This window comes from Streptomyces sp. NPDC096136, assembly GCF_044763325.1.
Classification (GTDB): Bacteria; Actinomycetota; Actinomycetes; order Streptomycetales; family Streptomycetaceae; genus Streptomyces.
On sequence record NZ_JBIWFZ010000011.1, the window covers coordinates 17,929 to 35,033 of the forward strand.

Below are 17,105 nucleotides of genomic sequence, written 5' to 3' on the forward strand. Positions count from 1 at the left end.
CAAAGGGTCTACAGGAGTCCAGTGTTGATCGGACGTCAGGAAGAACGGGCGTTCATCGCCGCGGCACTCTCCCCCCGGGCGGCCACCGCGTCGCTGCTCCTGCTCGGGGAGCCCGGCGTCGGCAAGACCCTGCTGCTGGACGCCACCGTCGCCGACGCCGTACGCGAGGGCACCCGGGTCCTGAGGGTGCGCGGCAACGCCGCCGAGGCCGAGCTCGCCTTCGCCGGCCTGCACCAGCTCCTGCTGCCCGTCCTCGACGGCGCCGACGTGCTGCCGGCCCGTCAGCGCGCCGCCCTGTTCGCCGCCTTCGGGCTGGGCGACGACCCCGCCCCGCCCGACCTCATGATGATGAGCCTGGCCGTCCTCACCCTCGCCTCGCAGACCGCCTCGACCGGCCGGCTCCTGCTCGCCGTCGACGACGCCCAGTGGCTCGACCACGGAAGCCGGCAAGTGCTCGGCTTCCTCGCCCGGCGCCTGGCCGGCGAGCCCATCGGCCTGCTCGTCGCCGCGCGCGGCACCCACCACCCCGACTGGCTGGACCCCTCGGTCCCGCTCCTCGTGGTCCCCGCGCTCCCGCCCGCCGAGGCGGAGGAACTGCTCAGCGCCCAGCCGCACCCGCCGGCCGGGCCGATCCGGCGCCACGTCCTCGCCACCGCCGCCGGAAACCCCCTCGCCCTCGTCGAACTCGCCCGGTCGGCGGCGCGCGACGGAGGACTCCCCGCCGCGGCCCCCGTCCCCGTCACCGACCTGCTGGAACGGACCTTCGCCGCCCGCGTCGACGAACTGCCCGCCGCCACGCGCGAGGCCCTGCTGGTCGCCGCGGCCGCCGAGGGCGCCGCCCTGTCCGACGTCCAGGCCGCCCTGGAGCCCGGGTCCCCCGTCGACGTCTGGCTGCCCGCCGAGCGGGCGGGACTGGTACGGGTCCACGCCGACCGCGTCGACTTCCGCCACCCCCTCGTCCGGTCGGCGATCTACGGGGCGGCCCCGTTCGCCGAGCGGCGCCGCGCCCACCTGGCCCTCGCCGAAGCCCTCGCCGCGGACCCCGACCGCCGCGCCTGGCAGCTGTCGGCCGCCACCGTGGCACCCGACGCCCCGGTCTCCGCCGCACTGGAGGACGCCGCCACCCGCGCCCTGGTCCGCGGCGCCGTCGCCGAGGCCCTGGCCGCCCTGGAGCGCGCCGCCCAGCTGAACCCGTCCGCCGACGAACGGAGCCGCCTGCTGGCCACCGCCGCCTACGCCGCGATCGTGGTCGGCGACGTCGACCGGGCACGGCAGCTGGCCGCCCGGGCCTCCCGGTCCGACGGCGACCCGGAGGCCACCCGGTGGATCTCCGCCTTCAGCGGGCTGGTCGACATGCTGATGCTGCGCATGGAGCGCGCGTTCTGCCTGGTCGTGCCGGACGGGCTGCCCGGCGCGGAGCGCATCGACGCGGGCGTCTCCACCATCGCGACGGGCATCGTCTACCACTCGGGCATACCCGCCCAGCGCGAGCGGATCAGACCGATGCTGGCCGCGCGCGGCGACGACGAGGGCATGGCCGCCCACCCCTTCCACCTGTGGGACCTCGGCGCCACCGACCCGTACCGGTACGGGAACACGGTGCGCGGCCACCTCCCCGCGCTCACCACCGCCCCGGGCCTGCTCCCCACCCTCAAGCACACCCTCGGCGTCCTGAGCATGCTGCTCGACGAGACCGAGACCGCGGTGGGCCTGCTCGGCGAGGTGGTCAACCCGCAGTGGGAGGACGCCGCCGACTTCCACGCCGGGACGACCGCCGCCGACCTCGCCCTGGCCCACCTCGACGCCGGTCGCTGGGCGGACGCCCGGCTCGGCGTCGAACGGCTCGCGGGCCGCTTCCTGGACGGCCGGCGCAACCTCGGATCCGTCCGGGCCCTCGCCGTCCTCGCCACCCTCAGCGCCCTGACCGGGGAGCCCGAGGCGGCCCTGCGGCACGCCACCGCCGTCCTGGCCGTCACCGAACCGGCCCACGCGCTCGCCACCACCGTCCGCGCCCGCCGGGCCGCCGCCTTCGCGGCCACCGCCCTCGGCGACCACGCCGCCGCCCACCGCCACCTCGGCGCGCTGTTCGACGGCTCGGGGGCGCCGCTCCACTACCACCTGTCCTGCTACGCCGTCGCCGACCACGCGGCCGCCGCCGTGCTCACCGGCCACGCGGGGCAGGCCCGTACCGCACTCGACCGGGTCACCGCCGAGGTCGGCGACGGCGCCTCGCCCCGGCTGCGGCAGATCCTGCTGCGGGCCGCCGCGCTCCTCGCCGGGCCTGCCGAAGCCGGCGCCCTCTTCGCCGGGGCCCTGGAGGACCCGGCCGGACAGCGCTGGCCCTTCGAACGCGGCCAGCTGTGGCTGGAGTACGGCGAATGGCTGCGCCGGCAGCGGCGGATCGCCGAGGCCCGCACGGCCCTGACCAAGGCCCGGGAGGTCTTCGAGGGCCTCGGGGCCGTCCACTGGGGGGCGCGGGCCGAGGCCGAGCTGCGGGCGGCGGGGGTCGCCGTCGAGTCGGCGAGGCCCAGCGCACTGCGCTCCCTCACCCCGCAACGGCAGCGGATCGTCCGGCTGGCGGCGCAGGGCCTGACCAACCGGGAGATCGGGGAGCGGCTCTTCCTGTCGCCGCGGACCGTCGGGACCCACCTCTACCAGGCCTTTCCCGTCCTGGGCGTGACCGCCCGCAGCCAGCTGCGCGACGTCGTCGCACAGGAGCCGGGCGACTGAGGACCGGGCGGGAACCGGCGCGGCGGCGCGGGCCCTGTCACGACGCAAGTCATGTGACGGATGGCCGCGCCGCCGCCCGGTCCGAGAGTGGGAGCACAACCCCGCACCGCTCTGCACCGCACCCGGAGTCCCCATGCCCGTCGTCCTGTCCACCTCGCCGCTGCCGCCCTCCCAGCGCGCCGACTACTGGCACGACCTGGTGTCCGACACCTTCGTCCCGCTCGACGTCGAACTCCACGAGCCGGTACCCTCCGCCGGCACCATCTCCAGCCATCGGCTCGGCCCGCTCCAGATCTCGGTGGTCGAGGCCGGCCCGCAGACCGTCTCGCGCAGCGAACGCCGCATCTCCCAGGGCGGAGGGGAGTACCTGACCGTCACCCTCCAGCACCGCGGCACCGGTCGGCTCACCCAGGACGGGCGCCAGGCCCTGGTCGGACCCGGCGCGTTCACCTGCTCGGACGCAGGCCGGCCCTACCGCCGCGAGCAGCCCGCGGACTTCCGCTTCACGGCGTTCCGGGTACCGAAGGAGGACCTCGGCGTCACGGACGGCGACCTGCGGGCGGTCACCGGCACCCTGTTCAGCGGGAACTCCGGAACCTCCGCGCTCGTCGCCGGCTATCTCGGCCGACTCGCCGAACAGGCCGCCGGGTTCGACGGGTACACGCGCCACCGGCTCGCCCTGACCACCACCGACCTGCTCGCGCTCCTCGTCCGCGAGCGCCAGGGCCGGCTCGACCCGCGGGCCCCGGAGGCGGCGCGGGGTATGCTCGCCCGGATCAAGGAGCACGTCCTGCGCAACCTCGGCGACCCCGGCCTCTCGCCCGAGCGGATCGCGGCCGCGCACCACGTTTCGGTGCGCTACCTGCACAAGCTGTTCCGCTCGGACGGGACCACGGTGGGCCGCTGGATCCACCGCGAACGGCTGGAGCGGTGCCGGCGCGAGCTGTCCCGCCCCGGCGGCGCGGCGCCCGCGGTGGCGGCGGTGGCGCAGCGGTGGGGCTTCGTGAGCCCCTCCCACTTCAGCCGGGCCTTCCGGTCGGCGTACGGGATGTCCCCCCGGGAATGGCAGGCGGCCGCCCGCGCCGGCCTGGGCTGACCGGCCGGGCCCCGGCTCACAGGGTGCGGCGCACGCCCGCCTGCCGCTCCAGGTTCCGCAACTGCACGGCCAGGTCCCCTTCGACCGCCCGGTGCGCCGGCCCGCTGCGGCCGAGCGGCAGCACCTCCTCACCGCGCACGTCCTCCAGCAGCAGCGCGAACGCCGTGTACGCGCAGACCAGGGCCACCGCGATCCCGAGGGCCCCGGCCGTGCGCGTGAGCCACTCCGCCCCGGTGACCCCGGCCAGGCCCCCGGCCGCCCAGCGGGGCAGCGAGACCGCCAGGACGAGCCACAGGGCGCGTTTGGGCCGGGTCACCGCCGCCATCAGGGCGCCGAAGCACAGGAACGCCAGGTTGAACACGCCGAGCACCTCGGGCCCGCCGTCCGCACCGCTCCCCAGGACCAGCGCGTACGCCAGCCAGCTGCCGGCGAACGTGCCCATCAGGGTCGCCGCGATCACGTCCCGCGCCCCGAAGGCCAGCACGGAGACCAGCAGCTGGAGGGCGAAGGCGGGCAGCACGCACAGGGCGACCGCCCGCCGGGCCGAGCCGTCGAACACGCCGAGTTGCAGGCAGCCCGTCATCACGGACGCGATCGCCACGGTGAAGAAGCCGAGCGGCATCGGCGAGGCGACGGGGTGCAGGTTGATCCGCGTCATCGCGCGCAGGTCCGGCTCGAAGCGGCGGCCGGCCGGATCGGGGAGTTCCTCGCTCACGGGGCCCTCCCCGCTCAGTGCGCGAAGCACGGGTCGACGGGGTCCGCCGGAGGCCGGCCGCCCTCGCCGCCGTCCCGTGCCGCGCGCCATAGGCGGTGCCGCTCCGACTCCTCGGCGACCTCCGCCATCGCCTCGGCCTGCCGGGCGCCGGCCGCCGCGTACCCGCCGAAGTGTGCGACGGGGCTCCAGCCGGGGGCGACCGGCGGGAGCGCCTCGTCGAGGCCCGCGTACTCGGCCTCCGCGTGGACGACGCGCCCGCCGACGACGGTGAGCACCGACTCGATGTCGGGGATGGCGGCCTCGGGGACGGCGAAGTAGTCCTGCGAGAGGACCGCCAGATCGGCGTAGTACCCCTCGCGCAGCATCCCCTTGACGCCGTCCTCCCCGGTCAGCCGCGCCCCGCCCCGGGTGTACAGGTCGAGCGCCTCCTCCCGGCCGAGCAGGTTCGCGGCGGGGTAGAGGGCCGTCCCGCCGACGGTGCGGCCGGTCACCAGCCAGTGCAGCGACACCCACGGGTTGTACGACGACACGCGCGTGGCGTCGGTCCCGGCGGCGACGGTCAGCCCGCGCTCCAGCATGGCCCGGACCGGTGGGGTCCGGTGCGCCGCCCGGTACCCGTACCGCTCGACGAAGGCGGTGCCCTGGAAGGACATCCGGTTCTGCACGGAGACCGCGCCGCCGAGCGCGGCGATCCGGTCCAGGCTGTGGTCGGAGACGGTCTCGGCGTGGTCGAACAGCCAGCGTTCGCCGGAGGGGAAGAGGCCCTCCGCGGCGAGCTTCTCGAAGACCGCCAGGTCGCGGCGGATGGTCTCGTCGTAGGTGGCGTGCAGTCTGAAGCCCCATCCGTTCTCCGCCAGCAGCCGCACCGCCTGCTCGAACTCGGCCTCGTAGCCGGGTTCGAGCTCGGGCCGCGGCTGCGCGAAGTTCTCGAAGTCGGCGGCCGCCCAGGTGAGGTTCTCCCCGGCGCCGGCCAGCCTCAGCCACGCGTCCCCGTCCCCTGGCCGGACGGTCCGCGTCCAGCGCCGCAGGTCGGCGAGCTCCTGCCCGGCCGTCTGCGGGAACAGGTAGTAGGCGATGCGCAGGGAGAGTTCGCCCGAGCGGGCCAGGTCCACGACGGTCGCGTAGTCGTCGGGGAAGCTCTGGAAGCCGCCCGCCGCGTCCAGGGCCGAGGTGAGGCCGAAGCGGTTGAGCTCCTTGAGGAAGTGGCGGGTGGAGGTGCGCCGGTCGGCCGCGTCCAGCACCGGGGCCTTGGCGAGGGTGGAGTACAGGACGAGTGCGCCGGGGGCCGCCAGCAGCACGCCGGTCGGCTCGCCGTCCCGGCCGCGGACGATCTGCCCGCCCCGCGGGTCGGGGGTGTCGCGGTTGTACCCGGCGGCCCGTACGGCGGCCCGGTTCATCAGGGCCGACTGGTACAGGTGCAGGACGAAGACGGGGGTGTCGGGCGCGGCGGCGTTCAGCTCGGCCACGGTCGGCATCCGGCGCTCGGCGAACTGCTCGGGGGTCCAGCCGCCGACGACCCGGATCCACTGGCCCCGGGGCGTCCGGCCGGCCTGCTCGCGCAGCATCTCCAGCGCCCTGCGCAGGCTGCGCACCCCGTCCCAGCGCAGCTCCAGGACGTAGTGCAGGCCGCCGCGGACGACGTGGAGGTGCGAGTCGTTCAGGCCGGGCACCACCCGGCGGCCGAGCGCGTCGACGACCCGGGTCGCGGGGCCCACGAGAGGGGCCAGGTCGTGGTCGTCGCCGAGGGCCAGGACCAGGCCGTCGCGGACGGCGACCGCGCGGGCCTGCGGCCGGCGGGGGTCGCCGGTGAACACCTTCGCGTTGCGGACGAGGAGGTCGGCCGCGCCGCCTCGGCCCTCGGTGGGACGCAGCCCGGCGACGGGCATGCCCGGCTCCGGGGCGGGCTGGTGGGACATGGTGGGGCTCCAGGGGTGGGGGAGGTCGCGGGGGCCGTGCCGGCGGCCGTCCCCGGTGGGGGACGGCCGCCGGCACGGGCGGGCGGAGGGGTCGCTCAGCCGAGGAAGTCGAGCAGGGCGGAGTTGACCTCGGCGGCGTGGGTCCACAGCAGGCCGTGCGGGGCGCCGGGGATCACCTTCAGCTCGGCCCCGGCGATGAGCCGCGCCAGCGGGACGGCGGTGGAGTCGATCGGCAGGGTGCGGTCGGCGTCGCCGTGGATGATCAGCGTGGGGACGTCGATGCGCGGCAGGTCCGCGCGGAAGTCGGTCAGCCAGGCGTCGACGCAGTCGAGGGTGCCCTTGGCGGACGCGCCGACGGCGACGTTCCAGCTGGCCCGGACGGCCTGCTCGCTGATCCGCTCGCCGCCCAGCACGTCGACGTTGTAGAAGTCGGCGAGGAAGTCGGTCATGAACGCGAAGCGGTCGGCGCGGATCGCCTCCTGGATGCCCCGGAACACCGAGGCCTCGACCCCGGCCGGGTTGTCGTCGGTCTTGAGCAGGAACGGCGGGACGACCCCGATGAGGACGGCCTTGGCGACGCGGCCGGAGCCGTGGGTGCCGAGGTAGCGGGTCACCTCGCCGGTACCCATGGAGAACCCGGCCAGGACGACGTCGCGCAGGTCGAGTGCGGTCAGCAGCCGGTCGAGGTCGGCGGCGAAGGTGTCGTAGTCGTAGCCGTCGGAGGGCTGGTCGGAACGCCCGAAGCCGCGCCGGTCGTAGGTGATGACGCGGTGGCCCGCGGCGAGCAGCGCGGCGGTCTGCTTCTCCCACGAGGCCCCGTTGAGCGGCCAGCCGTGGATCAGCACGACGGGCCGGCCCGCGCCGTGGTCCTCGTAGTACAGCTCGACCGGCGCGGAGTTGCCTTCCGCGACCTTGATGTACGGCATGTGCGTGTCTTCCTGTTCGATCGGGCGCGGCCCGGCGGACGGCCGGACCGCGGAGGGCGGGGACGAGGGGGGTCAGGCGTCCGGCGCGGGGCGGTGCAGTGCCAGCCGGGTGAGGAGTCCGCTGCCGATCCCGGCGGCGAGCACGAGGGCCGCCCACCACACGGGGTGGCCGCCGAGGCCGAGGGCCCGGTCCAGGGACCAGGCCCCGGGGCCGGTGGCCGCCAGGGCGGCGGCGGTGTCGATCAGGACGAGGGGGTACTCGTAGCCGTCGTCCTGCACCCAGAGGCCGTTGTGCCACTTCACGGTGAGGGCGACGGTCATGACCCCGACGGCCCCGGTCGCGGCGAGCGGGGTCAGCAGTCCGGCGGCCAGCAGCAGCCCGGACCCGATCTGGCCGACGCCCGCCGCGAGGGCCGTGAGCGCGCCCCCGCGGAAGCCGTCCGCGCGGAACTCCCGCGCACCGCCGTCGAGTCCCTTGCCGCCCAGGCGCCGGCTGATCTTCTGCACTCCGTGGCCGGCGACGAGCAGGCCCACCAGCAGCCGGAGTGCGAGGAGGCCGATGTCCAAGGGGTCAGCCGGCCGCGTGCGCGCCGATGACCGCCTGCGCGTAGACGACGCCCAGCCCGTACGCCCCCGCGTGCTCCTTGACGATCTCCATCACGGCGCCGTACGTCTCCTGGCGCGCCCAGTCGCGCTGGAGCTCCAGCAGGACCTGCACCCAGGTCACGGGGACCGCGCCGGCGGCGACCATCCGCTGGAGCGCGTGCTCGTGGGCGGCCGGGCTGACCCCGCCGGAGGCGTCGGCCACCACGTACACCTCGTAGCCCTGCTCCAGCGCCGAGAGGGCGGGCAGTACCAGGCAGACCTCGGTCCACAGTCCGGACAGGACGATCTTCCTGCGGCCGGTGGCCCGGACCGCCTCGACCAGGGCCTCGTCCTCCCAGGCGTTCATGCTGGTGCGGTCGACGGCCTTCTGCCCGGGGAACACGGCGGCCAGCTGCGGCAGCAGCGGCCCGGAGAAGGAGTCGGCGGCGACCGTGGTGAGCACGGCCGGCACGCCGAACGCACGCGCCGCCTTGGCGAGGCCCACCGTGCTGTTGACGATCGCGGCGCGGTCGCCGCTGCCGGTGCCGAAGAACATCTGGGGCTGGTGGTCCACGAAGAGCATGACCGCGTTGTCGGGCGTGAGCAGATCGGCGCCGGGTGCGGCCTGCACCCGCGAGATGTCGAACATGAGGGGTCCTCTCACAAGGCAAAGCGCATACAAGGAAATTGACGGCCGGTCATGTGTTGCTGACCGGCCCGCCACCCGAACGTAGGCCCGTCCGTCCCGCCGCAGTTGCCCCTCCGTGCCCGCCCCCTTGCCCCCCAGCGCACCGGAGGGCGCCCGACGCCGCCTCACGTGCGTCGGCGCGCGGGGGTCACTCCCGCTCCCGGACCGGGCTCCCGGTCGACAAAATGGGGTGAGCCCCGGCGGCGGCAGCGACAGGATCGAGGGGGACACCGATGAGTTCTCCCCGGCGAAGCGGTCTGTCAGGGTGACCTGTCACGTGCGTAGGAGGCTCACATGACGGAAGGCACCATGCCCGCACCCCTCGCCACGCCCGCCCTCTCGCCCGCCCGCGTCACCGCCGTGCTGCGGATCCTCGTGCTGTCGACGTTCGTCGTCTTCCTCAACGAGACGATCATGATCAACGCGATCCCGCGGCTCATGCGCGAGTTCGAGGTCACCGCGGCGGCCGCGGGATGGCTGTCCACGGCCTTCATGCTCACCATGGCCGTCGTCATCCCGGTCACGGGCTGGTTCCTCCAGCGCGTGACGACGCGGACCGCCTTCGGCCTGGCCATGGCGCTGTTCCTGACCGGTACGGCCCTGGCCGCGGCCGCGCCCGCCTTCCCCGTGCTGCTGGCCGCCCGGGTCGTCCAGGCCGGCGGCACCGCCGTGATGATGCCGCTGCTCATGACGACCCTGATGACGCTCGTGCCCCCGCAGGACCGCGGCCGCGTCATGGGCAACATCACCCTCGTCATCTCCGTCGCGCCCGCCCTGGGCCCCGCGGTCTCCGGCGTGCTGCTGCAGCTGGGGAGCTGGCGCCTGCTGTTCCTGGCGGTGCTGCCCATCGCCGGGGCCATGGCCGTCTTCGGCCGGCGCAACCTGGTCAACGTCGGCGAACCGCAGGCCGGCCCGATCGACTGGGTGTCCGTCCCCCTGGCGGCGGCGGGCTTCGGCGCCCTGGTCTACGGACTGGGCGAGCTCGGCGCCGGCGACGCGGTCCGTGCCCCCGTCCCCCCGGCGGCCACGACCCTGGCGGGCGCCTTGCTGGTCGGCCTGTTCGCCTGGCGGCAGCTGGCGCTCCAGCGCTCGTCCACTCCGCTGCTCGACCTGCGCACCCTGACCTTCCGCCACTTCTCCGTGGCCCTCGCCCTGATGTGCCTGTCCTTCATGGCCCTGATGGGCGCGTTCATCCTCCTGCCGATCTACCTCCAGGAGGTGTGCGGCCTGACCTCCTTGCAGACCGGGCTGCTCCTCATTCCCGGAGGCCTGACCATGGGCCTGCTCGGACCGCAGGTCGGCAGGCTCTACGACCGGCTCGGCGCACCGCGGCTGGTCGTACCCGGAGCGGTCCTCATCGCCGTCTGCCTCGCGCTGTTCGCCCTCACGGGCGAAGGGACCTCGCCGTGGCTGGTGCTCGCCCTCCACGTGGCCCTGAGCGCCGGCATGGCGTTCGTCTTCACCCCGGTCTTCACCTCCGGCCTGTCCGTCCTGCCACCGCACCTGTACCCGCACGGCTCCGCCGTCCTGGGCTCGCTCCAGCAGGTCGCGGCCGGCGCCGGAACCGCCCTGGCCATCAGCGTCATGTCGGGACACGCCGCCGCGGAGGCCGCCGACGGAGCCGACGCCACCGCGGCCCTGGCCGCGGGCGTGCGCTGGGGGTTCGGCATCGGCGCCGCACTCGGCGTCCTGACCGTCCTGATCGCCCTCCTGGTCCGCACCCCGCCCACCCCGCCGGCCCGGGGAGAGGACGGCACCACGACGCACGAGTCCGCCCACACCCCCACCTGAGCCCCGGACGGCCCGCACGGGGGCCGTCGCCGCCGAGGGTGCCCGGCGGGCGAACGCACCGGGCCGGGACCGGTGGCGGGGCCACCGGTCCCGGCCCTCCGGGTGCCGGCTCGTTACATCGGCTCGGGGAAGATGTCGCCGATGCTCCAGGAGGCGCTGAAGCAGGGCGGGAGGAAGTCCTCCGGCTCGGTGTCCAGGGCCTGGAGCGCGAGGATCTGGCTCATGGTGGTCTCACTTCCTGTTCGGGATCGTTCGGTCGGTCACTGCACCCCCGGCGCGGGGTCGGTCGTTCCGTGCCGGGGCGTTCAGGGGGCGGCCGCCGTCAGCCGGCCGCCGGGACCGGCGGGCGTGCGCGGCGGGGTTCCGCCAGGAGCGGGCCGGCCAGCAGGCGGTGCAGGGCCAGCAGGACTCCGGCCCCGCCGTTGGAGAGGTCGGCGGTGTACCGCATCGAACCCGCGCCGAGGAAGCGCACCCCGCGCCGGTACGGGACGGCGTACTTGACCAGGCCGGTCGCGGCGCGCACGGCGTCCGCGCGGGCGGTGTCCGCGCCGGTGAGCTCGGCGTGCCGGGTCAGGAACCAGGTCAGTCCGGCCAGCCCGCGGTACAGGCCCGCCTCCTTCGTGGCGCAGGAGACGCGGATCCCGGCCACCAGCTTCGGCAGCGCCGCGGCGCAGCGCTCGTCCGGCGCGGTCGCCACGTAGTGGGTGAGCGCGGCCGCGACCCCGGCCGCGCCCGTGGCCAGGTACGGCATGGCACGGGTGAGCCGGGCGTCGTCGGAGACGGACAGGGCGCCGTCGTCCAGCGCGAAGGTGCGGTCCAGCTCCTGGTGGAGCAGCAGGCGGCCCGCCTCCATCCAGCGGGCCTCGCCGGTGGCGCCGGCCAGGCGGTGGAGGAAGAGGGCGACCCCCGACCGGCCGTGCAGCAGACCGCGGGCGTCGTGCTCGCCGAGGGTGGCCGGCAGGTCGGGAGCGCGCAGGAGGCCCTGCGCCGCCGCGACGGCCCGCTCCAGGTGTCCGTCCTCCCCGGTCAGCCGGTGCAGGGCGAGCCAGCCCAGGCCGACCCCCGCGCGCCCGCCGGCCAGGGTGGCGCAGGAGGCGGTCAGCGGGTGGCCGTCGGCGTCCTCCATCAGGTCGACGGCCTCGTCCAGCAGGCCGAGGCCGGCCAGCACCGGGGCGATGCCGGCCGAGCCGACGAGCAGTCCGGGAGGCAGCGCCCCGCGCAGCGCCAGCGCGTCGCGGCGCAGCCGCTCGCCGATCTCCGCCGGCACCGCGACCCCGGCGCGCCGCAGGGCGTGCACCACCCCGGCCGTGCCGTAGGCCAGGCAGACGTTGTTGGTCCCGAACGCCTCGGCCGAGGGCGGGAAGGCCCACTCCGGCCGGTCGGCGTCCGCCGTCCCCAGCAGCCCTTCGGCCACCTCGTCGGCCAGCCGGGTGAGGCAGCCCCGGGGGTCGGCGTCCAGCTCGGCGGGGGAGGGCGGGCGGCCGGGGCCGTCCTGGTCCCGCGTCCGCTCCCGCGCCGCGTGGAAGGCCGTCGCCCGCTGCCACAGGTCCTGCGGCGGAGCCACGTCCGCCAGGTCGCGGCGCAGCAGCGCGAGGTTGCCGGGCGCGTGTTCGGCGGTCTCGGTGAACGGCGCGAGGAAGGCGAGCGCGACCGCCGCCGCGCCGTACCGGTCCCTCAGCCGCGGATCCGTGCCGGCCCGCAGCAGGCCGGGCGGCGGCGTGAACCCCGGGGTGCTGACGCCGGAGGGCGCCGCGGACAGCAGCGTGGCCGCCTCGAAGTCCACCAGCCGGAGCCCGCCCGACGGGGTGACCATGATGTTGCCCGGGCTGAGGTCGCCGAACCGGTGGCCGGTGGCGTGCAGTCGCGCGAGGACCGCGTCCAACTGGGCCAGCAGGCCCCGGCACGCCTCGTAGTAGGCGGCGACGGACGCGTCCGTGCGGTCCGCGCGGGCCAGCGGCGTGGACCGGCTCAGCCAGGCCACCAGCGGCTGCCCCTCCACGAACTCGGTGACGAGGAAGTCGTGCTCCCACTCCGTGAAGTGGTCCAGCGGCTCCGGCCCCACCCCTGGGACGGCCGCGTGCAGGGCGCTCAGCACCTCGTACTCGTGCCGCAGCCGCTGCTGCGCGTCGGTCCCGTCGAAGACCAGGCCGTTGTGGGCGCGGGCCTCCTTGAGGAAGACCGTCCGGCCGGTCCGCCGGTCCAGGGCCCGGTAGGTGCCGCCCGCGTTGCTCAGGCGCACCGCGCGGGTCACCTCGTAGTCGCGGATCAGGATCGGGCCCGCGTGCGGCTGCTCCTCCTGCTCGACGAAGGGGTCCGTGATCCCGGGGGGCAGGTGGAAGGCGGGCAGCCGCAGGTCCACGACCTCGCGGCCGGAGCCGTCGGTGACCAGTCCCTCCCGGGTGCCGTCGGCCCGCAGCCGGCCGCGCGGACCGAAGGCGCCGTAGCGGTAGTGGACCGTGCGCGAGTCGCGGAAGCGCCGGTCGGTGAGGACGTACGGGCCCTCCTCCCCGTCGAGCGCGTCGCGCAGGCGCTCCAGCAGCCGGCGCGCGGTCGCCTGGTCGGGCGGGTAGACGGCGCAGAACTTGCCCGACTGGGCGCGTGCGGCGTGCTTGTGGTGGAGGTACAGGAAGAAGAGCCGGGCGCTCAGGTGCTTGAACGGCACGCCTTCGGAGAAGCAGATCCCGGCTACCGTGTCGAGCACGTGCTGGGCCCGGTCCAGCCGCGCCGACACGTGGATCTTCCAGCCCTGCTCGGCGAAGCCGGTCCGCGCAGCGCCCCAGAACGTCCAGATGCCCTGGGCGGAGCCGCGCAGGCCCGGCGGCACCTCGCCGGGGGCGAAGCGCGGCCCGGGGTCGGCCACGCTGGTCAGCGGCAGGTAGTACTCCTTGTCCGCGAGCGCTTCGCCGAAGCCTTCGAGCACGGGGTCTCCTTGCAGGGGGAGGGGGGAGGGGCGGCCGCACCGGTCCACGGCGTTCGTGCCGGACGCTAGGGCCGGAGGGTATGGAAACGGTTCGGCGGCGGCATGCGACCGGTATCGGGCGGGACCGCCTCCCGCACCGCCGGGGCTGCGCCGGCGCGCGCCGGGCATCCGACGCCGGTCCGCTCGAGGGCCGCTCGCGGCGCGGTGGAAAACATGGGGGACTCTCCCCCATGTGCGGGGGGCGCCCGCGTACCAGGATCGTGCCTGGCAGGGAGCCGTGGGGGTCGGGGTCGAGGAGGGGCGCGGGTGGCTGGGCAGGTGCGGGCGGGGGGCTCGCCGCCGGCGGGCGGGCGGTGGTGGGAGGCCGGGCTCGTCGGCCGCGGGGGTGACGGGCGGCCGGACTGGGCCGCGTTCGCCGAAGGGGCGACGGCCCGCGCGCCCGAGGAGGCGGTGGCGCCCGAGGGGGACCACCCGGGGCTGAGCGGCTTCGAGTGGGTGCTGCGGCCGTTCACCGTCCACGCGGGGGAGCGGCTGGAGCGGGGCCTGTCGCAGCGGGCGCGCCGGCTCGTGGACGTGCCCGCCGTGCGCGGCGACCTGGAGCGGCACCTCGGCGGCAGGCTGGCGCGGACGGCGGCGCGGACGCTGGTGCTGGAGCTGTACGGGGCGCGGACCGCCGGGCTGCTGGACGGGGACGACACCCGGGCCCGGTTCCGCGACTTCCTGGGGCGTACGGCGTCCCGGCGCGGTCTGGCGGCCCTGCTGGCCGGCCGGCCGGTGCTGGCGCGGATCCTGGGGCGGGCTGCGCTCGACGCGGCGGACGCCGTCGCGGAGGCGCTGGAGCGGCTGGCGGACGACCACGCCCTCCTGACCGCCGGCCTCCTGGCGGAGTCCGGCGGCGACCCGGGTCCGCTCGTGGGCGTCGAGCCGGGCGCCGGCGACGGGCACCGGGGCGGACGGAGCGTGATGCTGCTGCGCTTCGCCGACGGGACCCGGCTCGTGTACAAGCCGCGGCCGCTCGCCGTGCACCGCCACTTCAACGACCTCGTCGCCTGGTTCAACGCGCTGCCCGACGCCGTCGGCCTCCGTACGCTGCGGCTGCTCGACCGGGGCGGCCACGGGTGGGTGGAGTTCGTCGCCGCGGAGCCCTGCGCCTCCACCGCGGAGGTCGAGACGTTCTACCGCCGCCAGGGCGCGCTGCTGGCGCTGCTGCACCTGGTCGACGGGACCGATCTGCACCACGAGAACCTGATCGCCGCCGGCGCCCACCCGGTGCTGATCGACCTGGAGACCCTGTTCCACCCGCCGCCGGCGGGCAGCGCCACGGAGGACCCCGCCGCCCGCGCGCTCCACGACTCGGTGTACCGCGTCGGGTTGCTGCCCCAACTGTTCGTGGGCGACCACAGCGCCCTGGACATGTCCGCGGTCGGCGGCGGCCGCGCAGCGGTGTCGCCCGTCGCCCGGGCGGACTGGGAGGACGCCGGCACCGACCGGATGCGCCTGGTGCGCAGGGCCGGGACGTTCGGCGAGTCCGCCAACCGGCCGCGTCTCGCGGACGGCGGGCCCGTCGACCCCGCGGCCCACGTCGAGGCGCTCTGCGCCGGATTCCGCGCCGGGTACACGGCGATCGGCGCGGCCAGAGAGGAACTGCTGCACGAGACGGCCCTGTTGAAGTCCTTCGCCGAGGACGAGGTACGGGTGGTGGTCCGTCCGACCTGGGTGTACGCCACTCTGCTCGACGAGTCGACGCACCCCGATCTGCTGAAGGACGCGGGCGAGCGCCAGCGGGTCCTGGAGACCCTGCGGACCGGCGTGTTCGGGCCGGTCCCCGCGCCCGACCTGGTCGACGACGAGATCGCCCAGCTCTGGGAGGGGGACGTACCGCTGTTCACCGCCCGTCCGGGCCGGGACCGGCTGTGGGGCGCGCCGGAGCGGCCGTTGGCCGGCCGTACGGACCTGTCCGGGATCGCCCGCGTCACCGCGCGGCTCGCCGCCCTGGACACCGTCGACCGCCAGGACCAGGAATGGATCGTGCGGGCCGCGATGGCGACGGCCTCCCGCGCACCCGTGCACCGGCCGGTCGACGGCCGGCGCACCCGTACGGCGGAGCGCGCCCCTGAGCCGGAGCGGCTGTTGTCGGCGGCCCGGTCCGTCGGGGACCGGCTGGTCTCCCTCGCGTACCGCGAGGGACCGCGCAGCAACTGGATCGGCCTGGAGCTCCTGGACGACCGCTACTGGCGGATCGGTCCGATGCCGGCCGACCTGGCCGGCGGCTACACCGGGCCGGCCCTGTTCCTGGCGCAGTTGGCGGCGCTCACCGGGGCCGGACACTACGCGGAGGCGGCCCGTACGGCCCTGGCGCCGGTGCCCGGGCTGCTCGACGCGCTGCGCGCCCGGCCCGCGGACCTCTCCGCGGTGGGCTCGGGGGCCTTCTCGGGCCTCGGCGGCATCGCGTACGCGCTCGCCGAGGCGGCACGGCTGCTGGACGATCCGGAGGTCGGCTCGTGGGCGTCGGCCATGCTGCGGCTGGCGGGCGCGGCGGCCCTGTCCGAGAGCGAGCAGGGGGTGGGGGCGGGCGTCGCGGGCGGGCTCGTCGCGCTGCTGGCCGCCCACCGGGCCGGGTCCGGTGCCGGGTCCGCTGCCGGCGACGAGGAGCGGCGGACCTGGCGGGACGCGCGGGCCTGCGCGGACCGGTTGGCCGCCGCGGATCCCACGTCGGGCGGGCGGGGATTCACGACGGGGGCCGCCGGGCTCGGATGGGCCCTGCTGCGGTTCGCCGAGGCCGAGGCCGAGGCCGCAGCCGGGTCCGGGGGAGGGGCGGCCGGGGGCGGCGAGCGGTACCGGCTCGCGGGCCTGTCCGCGCTGCGGGCGGCCGTGGGCGCGGAGCCGGCCGACGGGCCCGCGGGCCGGGCGCGGGCCTCGGCCTGGTGCCGGGGGCGCGCGGGCATCGCGCTCGCGGTGCTGGACGCGCCGGGCGCCCTGGACGACCCGCACCTCGCGGCCTGGTCCCGCCGGACCGTCGAAGGGCTGGGCCGGGACAGGCCGGCCGCCGACGACAGCCTGTGCCACGGCGAGGCCGGACTGTGCGAACTCCTGGGCCACGGCGCCGTCCCGGAGGCACGCCCGCACTGGATCCGTCGGGCCGGAGCGCTCCTCGCCTCCGTCGAGGAGACCGGTGCCCGCAGCGGCGCCCCGGACGGGGTCGCGCATCCCGGCCTGCTGACCGGGCTGGCGGGGATCGGGCACGGACTCCTCCGGGCGGGGTTCCCGGAGCGCGTGCCGTCCCTGCTCCTCCTGCAGACGGCTTGAGGGCCGGTCACGTACGGCCGCCGTCCGGACGCGGCCCACGGAACACCCCGACCGCACGACCGGACCCACCGCACCACCGCACAGCTCGGCACGACCACCACTCCAGCGGATACGAAGGACGGATGAGGACCATGCAGATCAACGACTCGATGACGTACGTCGACGGCGGCGCCGGCGCGGAGACCGCGTCCCACGACCACCCCGTGGGCGAGGTGATGCTCGGAGCGGGCGGGCTGCTGGGGCTGCGCAGCCAGCTGCTCAGCACCACGGACTCCGAGGCCGGCGCCCTCACGGGCTGGACCACGGGTTCCCACTGGTTCTGAGGGGAGGACGGACACGTCGCGCGGGGGCGGGACGTGTCGGGGACGCTGACGTGGCGGATCGGGCGGAGGCCGGGGGATTCCCCGGCCTTTGCCGTGTTTGAACAAGATC

Annotated in this window: 11 protein-coding genes; 5 read left to right on the top strand and 6 right to left on the bottom strand. The window is 76.0% G+C overall.

Annotation, left to right across the window (positions count from 1 at the left end):
• The first annotated feature begins 24 nt into the window (after positions 1-24).
• Together ACIRBY_RS22590 and ACIRBY_RS22595 are read left to right on the top strand one after the other, a co-directional pair.
• The gene (locus ACIRBY_RS22590) at positions 25-2,730 is read left to right on the top strand and encodes an AAA family ATPase (RefSeq protein ID WP_403902969.1); all 2,706 of its coding nucleotides are present in this window, start codon (positions 25-27) and stop codon (positions 2,728-2,730) included.
• A gap of 133 nt (positions 2,731-2,863) precedes the next feature.
• Entirely contained in the window at positions 2,864-3,826 is a 963-nt protein-coding gene (locus ACIRBY_RS22595; RefSeq protein ID WP_403902972.1) for a helix-turn-helix domain-containing protein, read from the top strand.
• Between the two features lie 16 nt (positions 3,827-3,842).
• Here ACIRBY_RS22595 and ACIRBY_RS22600 read toward each other — a convergent pair whose 3' ends face one another.
• The 5 genes from ACIRBY_RS22600 to ACIRBY_RS22620 form a co-directional block, all read right to left on the bottom strand.
• The gene (locus tag ACIRBY_RS22600; RefSeq protein WP_403903563.1) at positions 3,843-4,484 is read right to left on the bottom strand and encodes a hypothetical protein; all 642 of its coding nucleotides are present in this window, start codon (positions 4,482-4,484) and stop codon (positions 3,843-3,845) included.
• A 71-nt stretch (positions 4,485-4,555) separates the two neighbouring features.
• Entirely contained in the window at positions 4,556-6,457 is a 1,902-nt protein-coding gene (locus ACIRBY_RS22605; RefSeq protein ID WP_403902974.1) for an amidohydrolase, read from the bottom strand.
• Positions 6,458-6,552: 95 nt separating this feature from the next.
• On the bottom strand, positions 6,553-7,383 hold the full coding sequence (locus tag ACIRBY_RS22610) for an alpha/beta fold hydrolase (protein WP_403902977.1): 831 nt from the start codon (positions 7,381-7,383) through the stop codon (positions 6,553-6,555).
• Positions 7,384-7,455: 72 nt separating this feature from the next.
• Positions 7,456-7,950 (bottom strand): DoxX family protein, encoded by a 495-nt coding sequence (locus tag ACIRBY_RS22615; RefSeq protein ID WP_403902979.1) that lies wholly within the window; start codon positions 7,948-7,950, stop codon positions 7,456-7,458.
• 4 nt (positions 7,951-7,954) lie between these two features.
• Positions 7,955-8,617 carry a hydrolase gene (locus tag ACIRBY_RS22620; RefSeq protein ID WP_403902982.1) on the bottom strand — a complete coding sequence of 221 codons (663 nt, stop codon included), beginning with the start codon at positions 8,615-8,617 and terminating at the stop codon, positions 7,955-7,957.
• 333 nt (positions 8,618-8,950) lie between these two features.
• Between ACIRBY_RS22620 and ACIRBY_RS22625 the strand changes: the two genes are divergently transcribed.
• Positions 8,951-10,447, top strand: a complete 1,497-nt coding sequence (locus tag ACIRBY_RS22625; protein ID WP_403902985.1) for a DHA2 family efflux MFS transporter permease subunit — start codon at positions 8,951-8,953, stop codon at positions 10,445-10,447.
• A gap of 322 nt (positions 10,448-10,769) precedes the next feature.
• Here the strand turns inward: ACIRBY_RS22625 and lanKC are convergent, their stop codons facing one another.
• The gene (lanKC, locus tag ACIRBY_RS22630) at positions 10,770-13,367 is read right to left on the bottom strand and encodes a class III lanthionine synthetase LanKC (protein ID WP_403902988.1); all 2,598 of its coding nucleotides are present in this window, start codon (positions 13,365-13,367) and stop codon (positions 10,770-10,772) included.
• Between the two features lie 204 nt (positions 13,368-13,571).
• On the opposite strand from lanKC, the gene ACIRBY_RS22635 reads away from it, so the two are divergent.
• Together ACIRBY_RS22635 and ACIRBY_RS22640 are read left to right on the top strand one after the other, a co-directional pair.
• The gene (locus tag ACIRBY_RS22635; protein WP_403902990.1) at positions 13,572-16,673 is read left to right on the top strand and encodes a type 2 lanthipeptide synthetase LanM family protein; all 3,102 of its coding nucleotides are present in this window, start codon (positions 13,572-13,574) and stop codon (positions 16,671-16,673) included.
• 122 nt (positions 16,674-16,795) lie between these two features.
• A complete protein-coding gene (locus ACIRBY_RS22640) occupies positions 16,796-16,996 on the top strand; it encodes a hypothetical protein (RefSeq protein WP_403902992.1) in 201 nt (66 codons plus the stop codon).
• The last annotated feature ends 109 nt before the right edge of the window (positions 16,997-17,105 follow it).

Excerpts from the sequence above, each read along its gene's own strand:
- ACIRBY_RS22595 (WP_403902972.1), top strand. The coding sequence starts at position 2,864 with ATGCCCGTCGTCCTGTCCACCTCGCCGCTGCCGCCCTCCCAGCGCGCC.
- ACIRBY_RS22600 (WP_403903563.1), bottom strand. The coding sequence starts at position 4,484 with ATGACGCGGATCAACCTGCACCCCGTCGCCTCGCCGATGCCGCTCGGC.
- ACIRBY_RS22605 (WP_403902974.1), bottom strand. The coding sequence starts at position 6,457 with ATGTCCCACCAGCCCGCCCCGGAGCCGGGCATGCCCGTCGCCGGGCTG.
- ACIRBY_RS22610 (WP_403902977.1), bottom strand. The coding sequence starts at position 7,383 with ATGCCGTACATCAAGGTCGCGGAAGGCAACTCCGCGCCGGTCGAGCTG.
- ACIRBY_RS22620 (WP_403902982.1), bottom strand. The coding sequence starts at position 8,617 with ATGTTCGACATCTCGCGGGTGCAGGCCGCACCCGGCGCCGATCTGCTC.
- ACIRBY_RS22625 (WP_403902985.1), top strand. The coding sequence starts at position 8,951 with ATGACGGAAGGCACCATGCCCGCACCCCTCGCCACGCCCGCCCTCTCG.
- ACIRBY_RS22640 (WP_403902992.1), top strand. The coding sequence starts at position 16,796 with ATGAGGACCATGCAGATCAACGACTCGATGACGTACGTCGACGGCGGC.